We start from the raw sequence: 17015 nt of genomic DNA, 5'->3' as shown, positions 1-17015 counted from the left end.
GTCACGGGCGCGGGACCGGATTGGTGTCTGCGGCGTCCTGGCCGGCGCGCTTGCTGGCCTCGGTGATCTCGAAGATCTCGGTGCCGAATGCGCCGACCTCGGCCGTGATCTTGCGCGCGGTCTCGAACAGGATGGCCACGACGTGGCCCGCGCTGCCGATAGCGGCCTCGGTCGACTGCTGCACGACGTCCTTGACGATCTCTCGCCGGCTCAACGCCATCGGTGTGCCTCCCTCGCCGTGGACTAGGAGGTCAATTGTGTCCCACGCAAGGCCTCGGCGCGACGCGTGGCCTCCTCGCGCTTGGCGCGGCGCAGCGCCTTGCTCTCGGGGCTGTTGCCGATCTTGTACGGGTCGCTGGGCTTGCGTCCGTAGACCGCGAGCTGGCGGGCCACGCTGGCGAGCTGCTTGGACAGCCGGCCGGTGTTGTAGGTCAGGCCGTACTGCTCGACGAGACGCTTGACGTCCTCGGCGACCTCGGGGTAGCGACGGGCCGGGATGTCGGGGAACAGGTGGTGCTCGATCTGGTAGCTCAGGTTGCCCGTCAGCACGTGGAACGGCGCGTGGCCGGAGATGTTGGCCGAGCCGAGCAGCTGGCGCAGGTACCACTGACCGCGCGACTCGTTCTGGGCGTCCTCCTCGGCGAAGGTCTGCACCTCGGCCGGGAAGTGGCCGCAGAAGATGACCAGGAAGGTCCAGATGTTGCGGATGATGTTGGCCACGACGTTGGCGCCGAGGATCGCCAGGGGAGCCCACCAGCCGACGAACGGCACGAGGGCCAGGCCGACCAGCGGCCAGGCGATGTAGTCCTTGAACACCTGGCGACGGATCTTCTGCATCGCGCGCTTCTTGCGTCCCTGGAAGTCAGCCTTGCTGATCTTGCCCTGCAGGTACTGGTCGAGCTCGATCCCGTGGTACATCACGCCCCACTCGAAGACGATCATCAGCACGAAGGCGAGCGGCAGGTTGAAGCGGTGCGTGCCGTACCAGGGCTGGTCGTCGTCGATGCGCAGCAGGTTGTAGCCGATGTCGCGGTCCATGCCGTGGATGTTGGTGTACGTGTGGTGGATGTAGTTGTGCCCGTGCTTCCAGTCCTGGGCCGGCGCCATGTTGTCCCACTCGTAGCGCGCCCCATTGACCATCGGGTCGTTCATCCAGTCGTACTGGCCGTGCATGACGTTGTGGCCGATCTCCATGTTGTCGAGGATCTTGGCCAGGCCGAGGAACACGATGCCGGCGATGAACGCGGGCGGGAAGAACGGCATGAAGATGCCGATGCGTCCCAGCACCTCGCTGGCACGCTGGGCGCGGATGACTCGGCGGATGTAGTCGGCGTCCTTCTGGCCCAGGTCGTCGAGCACGCGCTGGCGGACGGCGTCGAGCTCACGGCCGAACTCGTCGAGCTGTTCATACGTCATGTGCTCGAGGCCGATCGTGGCCGGCTTCTCGGAGTACGGATTGATGAGGGTGAGCGGCGCGGCGTTGTGGCTGCTGGCGCTGCGGGGCTTGATGGGTGCCTTCTTGGACCGGCGGAGCGTGATGGGCATATGAGCTTCCTTGGGTGAGGACGGCGGTGAGTCGGGTGGAGTGGGGTCAGAGGGCGATGTTGACGTCGCCCACGGGCACCTGGACGCAGATCTTGATGGTCTCGTCGGTGTCGGCGCTGATCTCGCCGGTCACGACGTGGCGGACGGCGCCGCTGTTCTTCTTGACGGCGCAGGTGTTGCACACGCCCATGCGGCAGCCGAAGTCGGGCTGGAGCCCGGCGGCCTCGGCCTGCTCGAGGATCGTGGCCCCGGTGTTGGGGGCCTCGACGAGCGTGGTGTCGAAGGCGAGGGTGCCGGTGGCGTCGGCCGCGTCGACGTCGACGCTGGGCACCTTGAAGTACTCCTGGCGCAGCTGCTCGGCAGCACCCAGCTCGTCGTACGTGTCGCGGACCGTGGCGATGAGACCGGCAGGGCCGCAGACGTAGGTCAGCGTGTCGACCGGGTCGATGCCGAGGTGCTTGAGGTGGTCGACGTGGAAACGTCCCTGCAGCTCGGCGTCGGGAGCGGGCTGACGCGTGTAGACGCGGACCACCCTGAAGCTCGGCACCTCCGTCAGCTCGTCCAGCTCGGACGTGAACATCTCGTCGTCGCGGCTGCGGGCGTAGTGCAGGAAGGTGACGTCGCCGGTGTGCCCGCTCGCGCTGAGGGTGCGGAGCATCGACATGACGGGCGTGACGCCCGAGCCGCCGCTGACCAGCAGCAGGCTGGACGGCACCTCGCGGGGGAGCACGAACTCGCCCTCGGCCTGCGAGAGGTAGACGATCGTGCCGGGCGTGAGCTCCTTGTGCAGGAACTGCGACACGTAGCCGTCGGGGTGGGCCTTGACCGAGACGCTGAACGTCCGCGAGCGTCCCTTGGGGGGACGGGCGCTCGACACCGAGAACACGCGGATGCGGCGGGTGCCGTCGACCTCGACGCCGAACTGCACGTGCTGGCCGGGCTGGAAGCCCTTCCAGGCGCCGTTGGCGCGCATCACGACGGTGCTGGCCTCGCCGGTCTCGCGGCGGACCTCCACCACGCGGGCGCGGACGTTTTCCGCCGCCAGCATGGGGTGCACCTGCTCGAGGTAGTCGTCGATCGAGTTGGGCGACACGAGCGAGCGGACGGGCCGGGAGGTCAGGGCCGAGCGGATGATGCCCATGCGTGGCCTCCGAAAACTCAGTGAACGTGCGTACACTCAAAGTCTGCCCGAAGAGTGCTCCTGAGGCAACCGACGCGCCGGGTGACCTCGCGCACGATGAACACACGTGTGCACCCAACGCCCCGCGATACCCTGTCGTCCATGACCGAGTCCGCACAGGCTGCCTCGCGCCAGGAGCAGAAGGGGCGCACGCGTCAGGCGATCCTCGCCGCCGCGCTCGAGCTGGCTCAGCACCAGGGATTCGCGCAGATCAGCCTGCGTCAGGTCGCCCGTGCGGCCGGCATCGTGCCGACGGCGTTCTACCGCCACTTCGAGTCGATGGACGAGCTGGGGCTGGCTCTCGTCGAGCAGTCGTTCTCGACGCTGCGTCGCATGATCCGCGAGGCGCAGCGCGATCCGAAGGTGTTCGACAACATCATCGACGCCGCGGCCGACGTGCTGGTCGAGGCCGTCAAGCAGAGCAAGGCGCACTTCGCCTTCGTCGCCCGCGAGCGGGTCGGCGGCTCGGAGGCCGTGCGGCGCGCCATCCGGCACGAGCTCGACCTGTTCGTCAGCGAGCTGGCCGTCGTGCTGGCTCGGCTGCCCAACATCGAGAGCTGGGCGACCGAGGACGTCCAGATGGTCTCGCGGCTGTTCGTGCGCAACATGGTCTCGAACGCCGAGGAGGTCGTCGAGATGCCCGACGGGCGTCCCGACCTCGAGGAGAGCATCAAGGAGGGCGCCCGCCGCCAGATGCGCCTGATCGTGGTCGGCTTCCGCGACTGGCGCAGCTGAGGCAGAACGCCCCTCGAGCTTGTCGAAAGGGCCTTCGACAAGCTCAAGGGGCGGTGCCCGCTCAAGGGGCGGTGGGTGGTTCGGGGCGCGCGTCAGCTGGCGCTGGCGACCTGCTGCGCTCCGTAGGAGTCCTGCGCGGCGGTCGCTAGCTGGTCGAGGGCCCGGGCGAACACGTCGTCGCCGATCGTGTCCTCGAGATCCTGCAGCAGCGCCTCGTCGGCGGTGAACTCGGCGTACCACGTGACGTACGACGTTCCCTCGTGCGCGGCCTGCTCGACCAGGATCGTGGCGCGGTGGTCCTTGATCGGGAACGGCGGGTCGGGCATCGAGTACGACAGCGTGCGGGACTCGTCGTCCTTCGACACGATCGTCACGACGAGCTCGGCCGAAGCCTCCGGCCCGTTGCTGTAGATGCGGAGCTTGGGGTGCCACTCGGCGAAGTCGCCGGCGAGGGACCACACGACGTCGGCCGGGGCGGCGACGAACGTACGACGAGAGATGCGGGGCATGGATGTCCTCTGGTGCGGTGGTTCGGGTATCCGCACATTGAACCTCGTCCAGGACGTAGATGCCGCATTTGCCCGTGAGGGATACCTCACTCGGTGCAGGTCTTCACACCCCACCGAGGTCGTGCCACAGCCGTGAGACGACGCTGTCGAAGTAGGTCTCGTGGTCGCTCACCGAGCCGACGAGGTGGCCCCAGAGCTCGAACGAGATGGTGCCGAACACGGTGCTCCAGGCCATCAGCGTGCGCCCCACGAGCTCCGGTGGCACGTCGGTGTCGAGGCCGGCGACCTCGCGCAGCGCGGCGGTGGCGTCGCCCACCGACGGCTCGAACGAGGGCCCGGGGCCCTCGGGGAGGGGGCGCGCGGCCCCGCCGATCTCGTGCGCGCTGCTGATGATGCCGACCAGCCGGACGATGACGCGCGTGGCCGGCCCGACGGTGTCGCGAGGCGCGGCGTAGCCGATGACGGGGGAGCCGTAGAGCAGTGCGTAGTCGTGGGGGTGCCCGACCGACCACGACCGGACGGCGCGGCACGTCGCCGTCCAGCGTGCGCGCACGTCGGTGCGGTCGCTCACGCCGTCGTCGGCCGCCTCGGCGGCGGCTCCCAGCTCGTCGTAGGCCTCGACCAGCAGGGCCGTGAGCAGATCGTCGCGGCTCGGCACGTAGCGGTAGACCGCCGACGAGACCATGCCGACGTCGCGGGCGACCGCGCGCAGCGAGAGGTTGGCGGGTCCGTCGGACGCCAGGCGCCGGCGGGCGGCCTCGAGGATCTCGGTGGTGATCTCCTCGCGGGCCCGCTCGCGGGCGGTGCGCGTGTGTTCCATGTGCTCACCTTGGCCGATGGCGAGAGCACGTGCAACATTCGAGAGCAGTGCTCTTGTTTTGTCCTCGACCACGTGCCAGGCTGGGACCGAGAGCGGTGCTCTCGGCTACCGAAGGAGCTCGTCATGTCCGATCGTCATCTCGTCGTCGGGGCAGGTCCCGTGGGGCGTCACGTGGCCCAGCTGCTCGCCGCCCGTGGGTCGGAGGTCGTGGTGGCGACGCGCTCGGGCACCGACACCGGCCTCCCGGGCGTCGTCCACGTGTCCCTCGACGCCGCGGACCCCGACGCGCTCGCCGCCGCGGCCGACGGGGCGTCCGTCATCTACAACTGCGTCAACCCGGGGGACTACACCCGGTGGGAGACGGTCTGGCCACCGGTGGCGTCGTCGCTGCTGGCGGCCGCCGAGCGGTCCGGCGCGGTCTACGCCATCACCGGCACCCTGTACCCGTACGGCCCGGTCGACGGGTCGATGCGTGAGGGCATGCCGGACGCCGCCACCGATCACAAGGGCGTGCTGCGGGCCGCGATGTGGGCCGATGCCCTCGCGCTGCACGAGCAGGGTCGCATCCGTGCGGTCGAGGTGCGCGGCTCCGACTACGTCGGTCCTGGCGTCGGCGCCAACGGGCACGTCACCCGGCAGCTGCCCGGCCTGCGCGCCGGCAAGCGCGCGTGGGTGATCGGGCGTGCCGACGTGCCGCACAGCTTCACCGACGTGCTGGACGTCGCCCGGCTCCTCGTCGCCGCCGCCGAGGACGCATCGGCCCACGGACGGGTGTGGCACGTGCCCAGCAATCCCGCCCGGACCCAGCGGCAGGTGCTGACCGACATGACCGACCTGATGGGACTGCCGGCCCCGAAGGTGTCGGCGATACCTCGCCCGACGCTCGCGACGCTGGGCCTGGCGGTGCCGCTCATGCGCGAGATCAACCAGCTGTCGTACCAGTGGACTCGCCCCTACGTGCTGGACGACGCCGCGACGCGGGCGCACTTCTCGCTGCAGCCGACGCCGTGGGACGACATCTGCCGCCGTACCGTCGAGGGCTGAGTCAGCAGCCCATCACCGAGAGCATCTCGAGCCGCGCGTCCCAGCCGATCGCCGAGTACAGCTGACGCCCCGGGGCGCTGGCAGCGAGCACGCCGTGGGTCGCCCCGCGTCCCATGGCCTGGGCCGTGAGCGTCGCCATGACGTGACGTCCGAGACCGCGGCGCTGGAAGGCGGGCATGGTCTCGACACCGTCGAACGTCGCCACCTGGCCGAGCACGCCGACCGTGCCGACCGCCGCCACCGAGTCGTCCGACTCGAGCGTGTAGGTGGCCCGGTGCGGGGCGACGTCCCACCGGAAGGTCAGGTCGACCGGCAGGGCGGGGATCTCGTCGTCGATTAGAACGGCGGACATCAGCGTCTCGTCGTCGCGATCGACACGGGTCGCGGACGGGCGAGGCGCCGTCAGGTACCGGCCGACGTCGTCGGCGACGACGGTCAGCATGGCGCCGGGGTCGCCGGCGACGTGGCGCAGCAGGTCGGGCCACGCGTCGATGCCCGGGGCGAGGCACACCAGCTCGGTCTCGCGCGTGGCCGACCCGACGTGCACCAGCGGCCAGCCGTCGGTCGTCGACGAGCTGATGCCGCGGATGTGCACCCAGGTGGCGAGCCACTGGTCGACCAGCTGCTGCGACGTGTCCAGGACCATGGCTCGATCTTCGCAGCATCTGGCGGATAGGATCGGGGCGGTTGTGCAGCAGCCACGTGCTGGGCCGTGCCTGTCCGGCGAATAGACATCGGGGGTGCGCATGACGCAGCAGCTGACGGTAGACGTCCGACAGGACGATCCGTTCACCGTGATCACGGTGAGTGGCGAGATCGACATCGACACCGCGCCCCAGCTGCGCGAGGTCGTCGCCGAGGTCGCCGACGCCGGCGCCGACCGGCTGGTCTTCGAGCTGTCCGACGTCGGCTTCGTCGACTCGATCGGTCTCGGCGTGTTCGTGCTGGCCCGCAAGAAGATGCTGCTGCGCCGGGGCACGGTCGACATCGTGGCGTCCACGCGCCGTGTCGTGGCGATCTTCAGGATCGCCGGCCTCGACGAGCTGTTCAGGCTGCGGCCGACACTGGCCGCGGTGTTCGCGGACGAGGATCCGGCCGAGCCTGCCTGAGACACCCCAGAGCGCACCGGCCACGACGAAGGTGTCCCCGCGCCGTTGGTGCGGCCGGGGACGTCGAGCCCGTGGCCGCTAGATAGGGCGGCTCGGTGCTGGCTCCAGCATACCCTGACCCGATGAGTGACCTGTGACTCGTCAAGGTCGGGACTTCAGTCCTTACTGATCAGTAGTAATGGGCGATAGCATCGTCATGCCCGCGCGACAGCAGCGCTCAGATGTGACGATGGTCATGTGGGCAATCAGCGTCTTCCCCCGCTGCGAATCGTTGGTGTTGAGAACGATCCACGACGTTGTCCCGTCGGGGGGCAGACGACTTCAAAGGAACCAGACATGCTTGGGAGTACGGCGCACGCCCACGTCTACGACGACGCGGAGGCCGAGGTCGACGATGTAATGCTGATCCGGCGCACGCGGGCCGGCGACGAGCACGCCTACTCCGAGCTGTACCGCCGCTACGAGTACAGCGCCTACCGTCTGGCGCGCCACCTCGGTCGCCGTGAAGAGGCCGACGACGTCGTCAACGAGGCGTTCGCGCGCGTCCTCGACCTGCTGCAGCGCGGCAAGGGCCCGACGGAGTCGTTCCGTGCCTACCTGTTCACCACCATCCGTCACGAGTGCGGTGCCCGCGCCAAGCAGGAGAAGCGGGTTCGTCCGACCGACGACGACTCGCAGATCGACTCGACGGTCGAGTTCGGCGCGGGCACGCTCGACGCCTTCGAGCGCGAGACGGTCCGCGCCGCCTACGCGTCCCTCCCCGAGCGGTGGCGCGAGGTGCTGTGGGCGCTCGACGTCGACGGCCGCAAGCCGCAAGAGATCGCGGCGCTGCTCGACCTGAGCCCCAACAGCGTCTCCGCCCTGGTCTACCGGGCGCGGGCCGGTCTGCGCGAGGCGTACCTGCGCCAGCACGTCAAGGCCGAGGCTCCCGAGGGCGACGCCCACACCGAGATCCGCGGCATGTTCGTGCGCGTGCTGCGACGCACGGCGACGGCTCGCGACCAGGAGCGCGTGCACTCGCACCTCGCCACGTGCTCGGCGTGCATGAAGGTCTACCTCGAGCTGGCCGAGGACGCCGCCTCCGTCGCCTGACGCCTACCGGCGCGGTCCGGTGGTGCGCACGTCGTCGGCGGCGAGCGGCCGCGCGAAGAGGTAGCCCTGCGCGGAGTCGTAGCGCAGGTCGCGCAGGTCGTCCAGCCGTTGCTGCTGCTCGACGCCCTCCGCCACGACGAGCAGGCCGTGCGCATGCCCGGCCTGGACGATCAGCGCCAAGAGCTCGGTCGCCCCGGGGCCGGTCGACATCACGAGGCTGCGGTCGATCTTGAGGATGTCGGCGGGCAGGGCGCCGAGGTGGCCGATCGAGGTGTACCCGGTGCCGAAGTCGTCGATGCTGATGCTGACGCCCAACCGGCGGAGCGCGCTCATCTGCAGGCTGGCACGCGGCACGTCGACGAGAACGGTCTCGGTGACCTCGACCGTCAGCCGCTCGGGCCGCAGTCCCGAGCTGTGCAGGGCGGCGGCGACGTCGGCCACGATCGTCGCGGAGGCGAGGTGGCGGCCCGAGACGTTGACCGCGACGGTGAGGTCGGCGGCGCCGATCGGATCCTCCTCGGTCCAGGCGACCAGCTGGCGGGCCGCCTCGTGCAGCACCCAGCGGTCAAGCGCGCAGATGAGGTCGGACTTCTCGGCGACGGGCACGAACGCGTCGGGCTGCAGGAGCCCGTGACCAGGGCGGTTCCAGCGCACGAGGGCCTCGTAGCCGTCGAGGACGCCGGTCCCGACGGCGACCACCGGCTGGTAGTGCACCTCCAGCTCGTCGTGGGCGATCGCGTCCACGAGCGCTGCCTCGAGGGCGATCCGGTCGTCCTGCTCGCGGCGCAGGGAGGGGGCGAAGAACTCGACGGGCTCGTCGCCGCGATCGCCACGCTCGACGGCCGCGCCGGCGGCGACCCGCGCCTCGTGCAGGAGCGCGTCGGCGTCGGTGCTGCCATCCAGGCTCACCGAGATGCCGACGGCGGCCGTCACGCCGACCGGACGGCCGCCGAGATGCAACGGCGCGGCGATCGCGTCGAGCAGCTCGCGCGCGACACCGGCGAGGTTGGCGTCGGGTCCGAGCCGGTCGATCAGCACGACGAACTCATCGGGTCCGAGCCGGGCCACGCAGTCGTCGCTCTGGACGACGTGGCCGATGCGGTCGGCGACGGCTCGCAGGGCCTCGTCGCGGTGCCTGAACCCGGTCTCGCGCAGGAGCTCGTCGACGCCGCCGACCCGGACGTCGATCAGGGCCGACGGCGTGCCGTCGCGCAGCCCCCGCTCGAGCGCGGCGGTGATCTGCTCGAGGATGTAGGGGCGGTTGGCGACGCCCGTGACGTGGTCGTGCGTGGCGCGGTGGAAGAGATCTGCTCGAAGGGTGTCGCGCTGGTGTGCCGTTGCCCTGATCTCGTCGATGTCGCACGCCATCCGTGCCATCACCAGCAGCGACATCACGACGGATGCGACCACGAGCGTGAGGTGGTCGATCTCGAGGTCGAGCAGGGGCTGGAGCGCGAGCAGCACGACGGGCAGCACCACCGCGACCCCGAGCAGCGCCAGCCGGCCCGCTGTGAACGGTGTGCGTCCCCGCGGGGCGGGCCGGGTCAGCACGGCCATGTCGGGGTGCAGGGCGGCCGTGCCCCACAGCACGTAGGACGCGAGCCACAGCACGTCGAGCCCGATCGAGGAGACGCCGCCCGTCGGACCGGTCGCGTAGAGGGCGTCGGCCGTCAGGGACGTCGCCATCGCGGCGATCAGCATCAGGAAGGACGGGCTCCACGCGTACTGGCCGGTGACCAGTCGCAGGAGCAGCGCTATCAGCACGAGGTCGACGGCAGGATAGGCCAGCGACACGGCCAGTCCGAGATCGGTGCCGGACCGGTCGTCGAGCAACGGGCCCGCGATGAACGCCCAGTAGAGCAGGACGAAGCCTGTCGTCACGATCGCGGTGTCGACCAGGCCCGCGACGTCGCGCGAGCGGCGCTGCGCACGCATCAGCAGCGCGACGCCGGCTGCCAGCAACGGGTACGAGCCCAGGTACAGGGCATCGGCGGCCGAGGGATGGGTGAGGGAGTCGGTCGCCTCGAGCCAGGAGTAGACCGCGTCAGCGCCCACCCAGGTTGCCTGGCCGGCGGCGAGCACGAGCCACGGCGCGACGCTGGAGGGACGCTGCACGCGCGTGCCGACGACGATGGCGACGACGCACGACACGCCGATGGCCACGTACAGCGCATCGGCGACGCGTCCCGACGGCATCGCGAAGTACGCGACGACGGCCAGGGAGGCCGCTGTCGCGTAGACGCGCCACGGGGTTCGCACCGTGTGTCCACCTCTCGAGACGTCGGCACGAGATGCGCAGACGGCAACATTGTGCAGCAACGAGGCCTCCACGTGACGCAGAACGGCCCGCCGGGGCGTAGGACTCCTGTCACTGCGGCAGACTGTCCGGATGCTGCTGACCATCTCCGCCGGACGCTCGGCGGTCCTCGAGGACCCGACCGATCTCGGTTTCCTGCTCCACAAGCACCCCGGCCGGGCGCAGCGCTTCGACGTGTACGGCGGCACGGCGCACGTGTTCTACCCCGAGGTCGATGTCGACCGGTGCACCGCGGCGCTGCTGCTCGAGGTCGATCCGGTCGCTCTCGTGCGGGGCAGGTCGGGGACGAACGACGGCTTCGCGCTCGGGCAGTACGTCAACGACCGTCCCTACGTCGCGTCGTCGCTGCTGTCGGTCGCGATGGGCAAGGTGTTCCGGTCGGCGCTCAACGGCCAGTGCCGGGGGCACGAGGAGCTCGCCGGCGCCGCCCTGGAGCTGTCCCTGCACCTGCCGGCCGTCCCGGGCGACCCCGATCTCCTGCGGCGGCTGTTCGAGCCGATGGGCTGGGAGGTCTCCGCAGGGCCCATCGCGCTCGACGACACCAGGCCGGAGTGGGGCGACGCGCCGTTGGTGTCGCTCGGCCTGACCGGCACGATGCGCCTGGCCGAGGCTCTCAACCACCTCTACGTGCTGCTACCCGTGCTCGACGACGCCAAGCACTACTGGGTCGGTGACGACGAGGTCGACAAGCTGGTGCGCGCCGGATCGGGCTGGCTCGCGCACCACCCCGAGCGCGAGCTCGTGACGCACCGCTACCTCGCGCACCAGCGCGCGTTGAAGGATGCCGCGATGCAACGGCTGGTCGAGCTGGACGACCGGCCCGTCGACGAGGCCCTCGACGACGAGGCCGTCGTGGCTCGTCCGCTGGTGCGTGAGCGGCACGACGCCGTCCTCGACGCCGTGGCACGAATGAGGCCCTCGACGATCGTCGACCTCGGGTGCGGCGCGGGCGCCCTGCTCGGCAGCCTGCTGGAGATGCAGGGCGTCGCCCGCGTGATCGGTACCGAGGTGTCGGCCCTCGCGCTGACCAAGGCGGCCAAGCGCCTGCACGTCGACCGGATGACCGAGCGCCAGTCCGATCGCCTGACGCTGCTGCTGTCGTCGCTGCAGTACGAGGACGACCGGCTCGCCGACATCGACGTGGCGATCCTGATGGAGGTCGTCGAGCACGTCGACCCCGACCGGCTTCCGGCGGTCACCGCCAACGTCTTCGGGACCATGAGGCCGCGACACGTGGTGGTCACGACCCCGAACGCCGAGCACAACGTCCGCTACCCGGCCCTGGCCGATGGAGGGTTCCGCCACCCCGACCACCGCTTCGAGTGGACGCGTGCCGAGCTGGCCGACTGGGCCACGTCGGTGGGGCAGCGGTACGGCTACGAGGTCGAGGTCCGTCCCGTCGGCGAGGCCGATCCTGAGGTGGGGCCCCCGACCCACATGGCCGTGTTCACCCTGGGCGCGACTGAGGTGCCCGCATGACCACGCTGAGCATCCCCGAGCTGTGTCTCGTCGTCCTGATCGGCACCAGCGGATCGGGCAAGTCGACCTTCGCTGCCACGCACTTCGCTCCCACGGAGGTGGTGTCGAGCGACGAGTGCCGAGCGATCGTCTCCGACGACGCCAACGACCAGGGCGCGACCTCCGACGCCTTCGAGGTGCTTGAGTTCATCGCCGGCAAGCGTCTCGAGCGCGGGCGCCTCACGGTGATCGACGCGACGAACGTGCAGGCGTCGGCGCGCCGCTCGCTGCTGGCGCTGGCCAAGGAGCACGACGTGCTGTCGGTGGCGATCGTCCTGGACGTCCCGACCGGCGTGGCCGTGGAGCGCAACGAGGCGCGTCCCGATCGCGACTTCGGCGCCCGGGTGGTCAAGCGTCAGCACGATCAGCTCAGACGGTCCCTGCGGGGGCTCAAGCGCGAGGGCTTCCGGACCGTGCACGTCCTGGAGTCGGTCGAGGCCGTCGCCGCGGTGTCGATCGAGCGCACCCGCCTGTTCAACGACCGTCGCGACGACCACGGGCCGTTCGACGTGATCGGCGACGTCCACGGCTGCCGGGTCGAGCTCGAGGACCTGCTGCAGCGCCTCGGCTACGCCACCGTCCGCGACGAGCAGGGACGCGCCGTCGACGCGACCCACCCCGACGGGCGCCGCGCGGCCTTCGTCGGCGACCTCGTCGACCGCGGCCCCGACTCGCCGGGCGTGCTGCGTCTCGTGATGGGCATGGTGGCAGGCGGGCACGCGGTGTGCGTCTCGGGCAACCACGAGGCCAAGCTCGTGCGGGCGCTCAGGCGGCGGAGCGTCACGACGTCCCACGGCCTGCAGGAGACGCTCGACCAGCTGGCGCTCGAGGACGAGGCGTTCGTCGTCGCGGCCCGCGAGTTCTGCGACGCGCTGGTCGCGCACTACGTGCTCGACGACGGCAGGCTCGTCATCGCCCACGCCGGGCTCAAGGAGAAGTATCACGGTCGGGCTTCCGGCCGGGTGCGGTCGTTCGCCCTCTACGGCGACACCAGCGGCGAGACCGACGAGTTCGGGCTGCCGGTGAGGTACCCGTGGGCGGACGACTACCGCGGCGCGGCCACGGTGCTCTACGGGCACACCCCCGTGCCCGAGGCCGAGTGGGTCAACAACACGATGTGCCTCGACACCGGCTGCGTGTTCGGCGGCAGCCTGACCGCGCTGCGCTATCCCGAGCGCGAGGTGGTCTCGGTAGCGGCGCGCCAGACCTACTACGAGCCCGTCCGGCCGCTCGCTCCGCCGGAGCGCGACCCGCAGGTGCTGGCGCTCGATGACGTGCTCGGCCACCGCGTGATCGACACCGAGCACATGGGACGGGTGTCGCTGCGTGAGGACGACGCCGCCGGTGCGCTCGAGGTCATGAGTCGCTTCGCGGTCGCTCCGGCCGAGCTGCTCTACCTGCCACCCACGATGTCGCCCGTCGACACCTCGTCGCGCGAGGGGCTGCTCGAGCACCCCGACGAGGCCTTCGAGCACTATGCGAAGCGCTCGGTCGACCGCGTGATCTGCGAGGAGAAGCACATGGGGTCGCGGGCGGTCGTCCGAGTGCGGGCGGACGGCACGGGCGTCGTGCACTCGCGCACGGGCCGGGCCTTCTTCGACACGACCACTCAGGACATCGTGCTCGGGCGCGTCGCGCGTGCCGTGGACGCGGTCGGGCTGTGGGACGAGCTGGGCGCCTCCTGGCTGCTGCTCGACACCGAGATCCTCCCGTGGACGGCCAAGGCCGAGGCGATGGTGCGTCGTCAGTACGCCCGGGTCGGGGCCGCGGCTACCACGGCGCTGCCGTCCGCGGCCACCGTTCTCGAGGCAGCCGCGGCACGAGGCGCCGACGTCGGCGAGCTGCTCGACCGCACGCAATCACGGGCGGAGAACGCGCGACGCTTCGTCGACGCGTACCGCCGCTACGTGCAGCCCGTCGACAACGATCTCGGCGTGCAGGTCGCGCCGTTCCAGGTGCTCGCCAGCGATAAGGGCACCTACGAGTTGCGCGACCACTCGTGGCACCTCGACATGGCCGATCGGCTGGTGCAGGTCGACCCCGATCTGTTCCGCACCACGCGCAGGCATCTCGTCGACACCCGTGACGAGGCCTCGCGGGCCGATGGCGCCCGGTGGTGGGACGTGCTGACCTCCGCAGGGGGCGAGGGGATGGTCGTCAAGCCGCTCGACAACCTCGTGCGGGGGCCCAAGGGGCTGGTGCAGCCCGGGCTCAAGGTCCGGGGACGCGAGTACCTGCGCATCATCTACGGAGCCGACTACACCGATCCGACGACGCTCGAGCGGCTGAAGCAGCGCAACGTCGGCCAGAAGCGGTCGATGGCGCTGCGCGAGTACGCCCTCGGGCTGGAGGCCGTGCGTCGCGCGGTGGCCGGCGAGCCCGTGTGGCGGGTGCACCAGTGCGTCTTCGGGGTGCTGGCGATGGAGTCGGAGCCGGTCGACCCACGGCTGTGAGCGAGCTCCCCGCTGCCGGCCACTAGGGTCGACGGCGTGACCGGGGTGTTCGAGGGATTCGCGACGATCGGCATCCTGATCGCCCTCGGCATCCTGCTCGCGCACCTGAAGGTCATCGACGCCAACGGTCAGCGGACGCTCTCGACGCTGGCGTTCTTCGTCGCGAGCCCGGCCCTGCTCGTCACGGTGCTCGAGTCGAGCGACGTGGACGAGGTGTTCTCCGGAGCCTTGCTCGCCACGGCAGCGGCCGTGGTGGTCACCGCAGCGGTCTTCGCCGTCGTGGCCGCCGTGCGCCACGAGCCGTTGGGCCCGTCGGTCGTCGGGACCCTGTGCTCGGCCTACGTCAACGCGGGCAACCTGGGTCTGCCCATCGCGGCGTACGTGCTGGGCGACCCGGCACTCGTGGCACCGGTCATCCTGATGCAGCTGTTGCTGCTGCAGCCGTTGGCGCTCGTGCTGCTGGACGCCGACGCGAGCTCCACGCGGCTCTCGTGGCGCGCGGTGGTGGCGCGTCCGCTGACGAATCCGATCACGATCGGCTCGTTCATCGGCCTCGTGCTGGCCGTGACCGGCGCGCGCCTGCCGAGTGCCGTGCACGACCCGCTCGAGCTGGTCGGCGGGATGGCGGTCCCGTCGATGCTGCTGGCGTACGGCGTCTCGCTGCGGCTCGGACCGCTGCCGGGGCGCGGCGTCTCGGCCGGACGTCTCGGCTTCGTCGTCGGGCTCAAGATGGTCGTGCAACCCTCCGTGGCCTACCTGGTGGGCCGTTTCGCGCTGGGTCTCGACACGCCCGCCCTGTTGGCGGTCACGGTCCTGTCGGCGCTGCCGACCGCGCAAAACGTCTTCATCATCGCCTCACGGTACGAACGGGCCCAGCTGCTCGCCCGCGACGCGATCTTCGTCAGCACCCTTGCCTCGGTACCGGTCGTCATGGTCATCACGGCGCTCGTCGCCTGACCGGGGGCGTCAGGTCAGCATGAGCGCCAGGACGACCAGGACCGCCGAGCCGATGGCCACGCCGAGGTAGAGGTTGAGCCACGACGGGAGCCGGTCGATGGGCAGCAGCGCGCCCAGCGCGAGCAACACCAGCACGATGCCGAGGTGGACGACCAGCATGGGGCAGACTCAGCTGCCGCCGGCGGGAAGCTCTTCGAGCAGCACGTCGGGCATCTCGCGCGCGGCGTTGTTGGCCCGCCACTTGTCGACGAACAGGGCCAGGTAGGTGCCGTCGGTGCGCTGCAGCACCTCGGCACCGCGGAAGCCGCTGAGCTGCTGCGCGCCGTCGGCGTCGGTGCGGCGGGCGACCTGGTAGTCGAGACGCGTGAGCCGGATCGGCGAGGTGAACTCGTTGGTCATCCGCTCCTCGACGACCTCGAACTGCAGCGGCCCGACGGCGGCCAGCACCGGGCTCTGGTCTCCGCGCAGGTCGGACCGCAGCACCTGCACGACGCCCTCCTGGTCGAGCTGCTCGATGCCGCGGCGGAACTGCTTGTAGCGGCCGATGTCGCGGGCGCTCGCGGTGACGAAGTGCTCGGGCGCGAAGCTCGGCACCGGCGGGTAGTCGATGCGATCGCCCTCGTAGACGGTGTCGCCGACCCGCAGCGCCTGGGCGTTGACGAAGCCGATGATGTCGCCGGGCGACGCCTGCTCGACGACGTTGGTCTCGCGGCCGAACATCGACTGCGCGTACTTGGTGGCGAACGGACGACCCGTCGATGCGTGCGTCACGACCATGCCGCGCTCGAACGTCCCCGACACGACCCGGGCGTAGGCCATGCGGTCGCGGTGCGAGCTGTTCATGCCGGACTGCACCTTGAACACGAAGGCGCTGAAGTCGTCCTCGACCTGGCGGAGCGTGCCGTCGACGCCGGCGGTCGCGCTGGGGGCGGGGGCCAGGTCGAGCAGCAGGTCGAGCAGCTGGGCCACGCCGAAGTTCTGCAGGGCCGAGGCGAACATGACCGGTGTCGTCTCGCCGGCGAGGAAGCGCTGCTGGTCGTGGTCGGCGTCGTCGAGGGTGAGCAGCTCGTGCTCGTCGCGCGCCGTGGCCCACGAGTCGACGTCAGCCTCGTCGACCTCGGACGCCGACATGCGCCGCTCGGGCGCGCGGGTGGCACCACCCGCGGTGCGCGTGTACTTGACGAACTCGCCGGTGCGGCGGTCGAGCACGCCGCGGAAGTCGCCCGCCTCGCCCACGGGCCAGGTCAGCGGGGTGGGACGCAGCTTGATCTGCTGCTCGATCTCGTCCATCAGGCCGAGCGGCGACAGGCCGGGGCGGTCCCACTTGTTGATGACCGTGATGACGGGGATGCCGCGCAGCGCGCACACCCGGAACAGCTTGAGGGTCTGCGGCTCGAGGCCCTTTCCGGCGTCGACCAGCATGACGGCCGAGTCGACGGCCGACAGGACGCGGTAGGTGTCCTCGGAGAAGTCGCTGTGGCCGGGGGTGTCGACGAGGTTGACGACGTGGTCGCGGTAGACGAACTGCAGCGCGGCGGACGTGATCGAGATGCCGCGGGCCTTCTCCATCGCCATCCAGTCCGAGACCGTGGCCCGCCGGTCGCCCTTGCCGTGCACGGCACCGGCCTCGGTGATGACGCGAGCGTGCAGCGCGAGGGCCTCGGTCAGCGTCGACTTGCCGGCGTCGGGGTGGCTGATGACGGCGAAGGTACGGCGGGGGCGCTTGTCGGACACCT

The 17015-nt window shown here is 70.5% G+C and carries 16 protein-coding genes; 7 read left to right on the top strand and 9 right to left on the bottom strand.

All coding sequences use genetic code 11. The features are described 5' to 3' along the window. Position 1: 1 nt before the first annotated feature. From DX116_RS15420 to DX116_RS15410, 3 genes are read right to left on the bottom strand one after another with little or no spacing between them, the layout of a single operon-like run. Positions 2–220, bottom strand: a complete 219-nt coding sequence (locus DX116_RS15420; protein ID WP_119705105.1) for a hypothetical protein — start codon at positions 218–220, stop codon at positions 2–4. Between the two features lie 23 nt (positions 221–243). Then, positions 244–1545: a fatty acid desaturase family protein gene (locus DX116_RS15415; RefSeq protein ID WP_119705104.1), complete on the bottom strand. Its 1302-nt coding sequence runs from the start codon at positions 1543–1545 to the stop codon at positions 244–246. Positions 1546–1591: 46 nt separating this feature from the next. Continuing rightward, positions 1592–2686: a ferredoxin reductase gene (locus tag DX116_RS15410; RefSeq protein ID WP_119705103.1), complete on the bottom strand. Its 1095-nt coding sequence runs from the start codon at positions 2684–2686 to the stop codon at positions 1592–1594. Positions 2687–2827: 141 nt separating this feature from the next. Between DX116_RS15410 and DX116_RS15405 the strand changes: the two genes are divergently transcribed. Then, the gene (locus DX116_RS15405) at positions 2828–3460 is read left to right on the top strand and encodes a TetR family transcriptional regulator (protein ID WP_199716096.1); all 633 of its coding nucleotides are present in this window, start codon (positions 2828–2830) and stop codon (positions 3458–3460) included. 92 nt (positions 3461–3552) lie between these two features. Here the strand turns inward: DX116_RS15405 and DX116_RS15400 are convergent, their stop codons facing one another. Further along, positions 3553–3969 (bottom strand): SRPBCC family protein, encoded by a 417-nt coding sequence (locus DX116_RS15400; RefSeq protein ID WP_119705102.1) that lies wholly within the window; start codon positions 3967–3969, stop codon positions 3553–3555. Positions 3970–4072: 103 nt separating this feature from the next. Next, positions 4073–4789: a TetR/AcrR family transcriptional regulator gene (locus tag DX116_RS15395; protein ID WP_119705101.1), complete on the bottom strand. Its 717-nt coding sequence runs from the start codon at positions 4787–4789 to the stop codon at positions 4073–4075. 123 nt (positions 4790–4912) lie between these two features. On the opposite strand from DX116_RS15395, the gene DX116_RS15390 reads away from it, so the two are divergent. Beyond that, on the top strand, positions 4913–5833 hold the full coding sequence (locus tag DX116_RS15390) for an NAD-dependent epimerase/dehydratase family protein (RefSeq protein ID WP_119705100.1): 921 nt from the start codon (positions 4913–4915) through the stop codon (positions 5831–5833). Between the two features lies 1 nt (position 5834). Here the strand turns inward: DX116_RS15390 and DX116_RS15385 are convergent, their stop codons facing one another. Beyond that, on the bottom strand, positions 5835–6479 hold the full coding sequence (locus DX116_RS15385) for a GNAT family N-acetyltransferase (RefSeq protein WP_158592013.1): 645 nt from the start codon (positions 6477–6479) through the stop codon (positions 5835–5837). 100 nt (positions 6480–6579) lie between these two features. Between DX116_RS15385 and DX116_RS19785 the strand changes: the two genes are divergently transcribed. Both DX116_RS19785 and DX116_RS15380 read left to right on the top strand, forming a co-directional pair. Then, positions 6580–6942 (top strand): STAS domain-containing protein, encoded by a 363-nt coding sequence (locus DX116_RS19785; RefSeq protein ID WP_147393685.1) that lies wholly within the window; start codon positions 6580–6582, stop codon positions 6940–6942. A gap of 336 nt (positions 6943–7278) precedes the next feature. Then, entirely contained in the window at positions 7279–8034 is a 756-nt protein-coding gene (locus DX116_RS15380; protein WP_119705098.1) for an RNA polymerase sigma factor, read from the top strand. Between the two features lie 3 nt (positions 8035–8037). Here the strand turns inward: DX116_RS15380 and DX116_RS15375 are convergent, their stop codons facing one another. Further along, positions 8038–10293 (bottom strand): putative bifunctional diguanylate cyclase/phosphodiesterase, encoded by a 2256-nt coding sequence (locus DX116_RS15375; protein ID WP_119705097.1) that lies wholly within the window; start codon positions 10291–10293, stop codon positions 8038–8040. A gap of 130 nt (positions 10294–10423) precedes the next feature. Here DX116_RS15375 and DX116_RS15370 point away from each other — a divergent pair, with 130 nt between their 5' ends. From DX116_RS15370 to DX116_RS15360, 3 genes are read left to right on the top strand one after another with little or no spacing between them, the layout of a single operon-like run. Next, positions 10424–11830 (top strand): 3' terminal RNA ribose 2'-O-methyltransferase Hen1, encoded by a 1407-nt coding sequence (locus DX116_RS15370; protein WP_119705096.1) that lies wholly within the window; start codon positions 10424–10426, stop codon positions 11828–11830. Continuing rightward, positions 11827–14322, top strand: coding sequence for a polynucleotide kinase-phosphatase (locus tag DX116_RS15365; protein ID WP_119705095.1), 2496 nt, complete (start codon positions 11827–11829; stop codon positions 14320–14322). The genes DX116_RS15370 and DX116_RS15365 overlap by 4 nt, the downstream gene beginning before the upstream one ends. A gap of 36 nt (positions 14323–14358) precedes the next feature. Continuing rightward, the gene (locus tag DX116_RS15360; protein ID WP_119705094.1) at positions 14359–15279 is read left to right on the top strand and encodes an AEC family transporter; all 921 of its coding nucleotides are present in this window, start codon (positions 14359–14361) and stop codon (positions 15277–15279) included. Positions 15280–15288: 9 nt separating this feature from the next. Here the strand turns inward: DX116_RS15360 and DX116_RS19985 are convergent, their stop codons facing one another. Both DX116_RS19985 and DX116_RS15355 read right to left on the bottom strand, forming a co-directional pair. Then, positions 15289–15438: a hypothetical protein gene (locus tag DX116_RS19985; RefSeq protein ID WP_158592012.1), complete on the bottom strand. Its 150-nt coding sequence runs from the start codon at positions 15436–15438 to the stop codon at positions 15289–15291. A gap of 9 nt (positions 15439–15447) precedes the next feature. Then, positions 15448–17013 carry a peptide chain release factor 3 gene (locus DX116_RS15355; protein WP_119705093.1) on the bottom strand — a complete coding sequence of 522 codons (1566 nt, stop codon included), beginning with the start codon at positions 17011–17013 and terminating at the stop codon, positions 15448–15450. Positions 17014–17015: the final 2 nt, after the last annotated feature.

The sequence above is a fragment of the Aeromicrobium endophyticum genome (assembly GCF_003586285.1).
GTDB lineage: Bacteria > Actinomycetota > Actinomycetes > Propionibacteriales > Nocardioidaceae > Aeromicrobium > Aeromicrobium endophyticum.
This window is presented reverse-complemented; position numbering and strand designations above follow the sequence as displayed.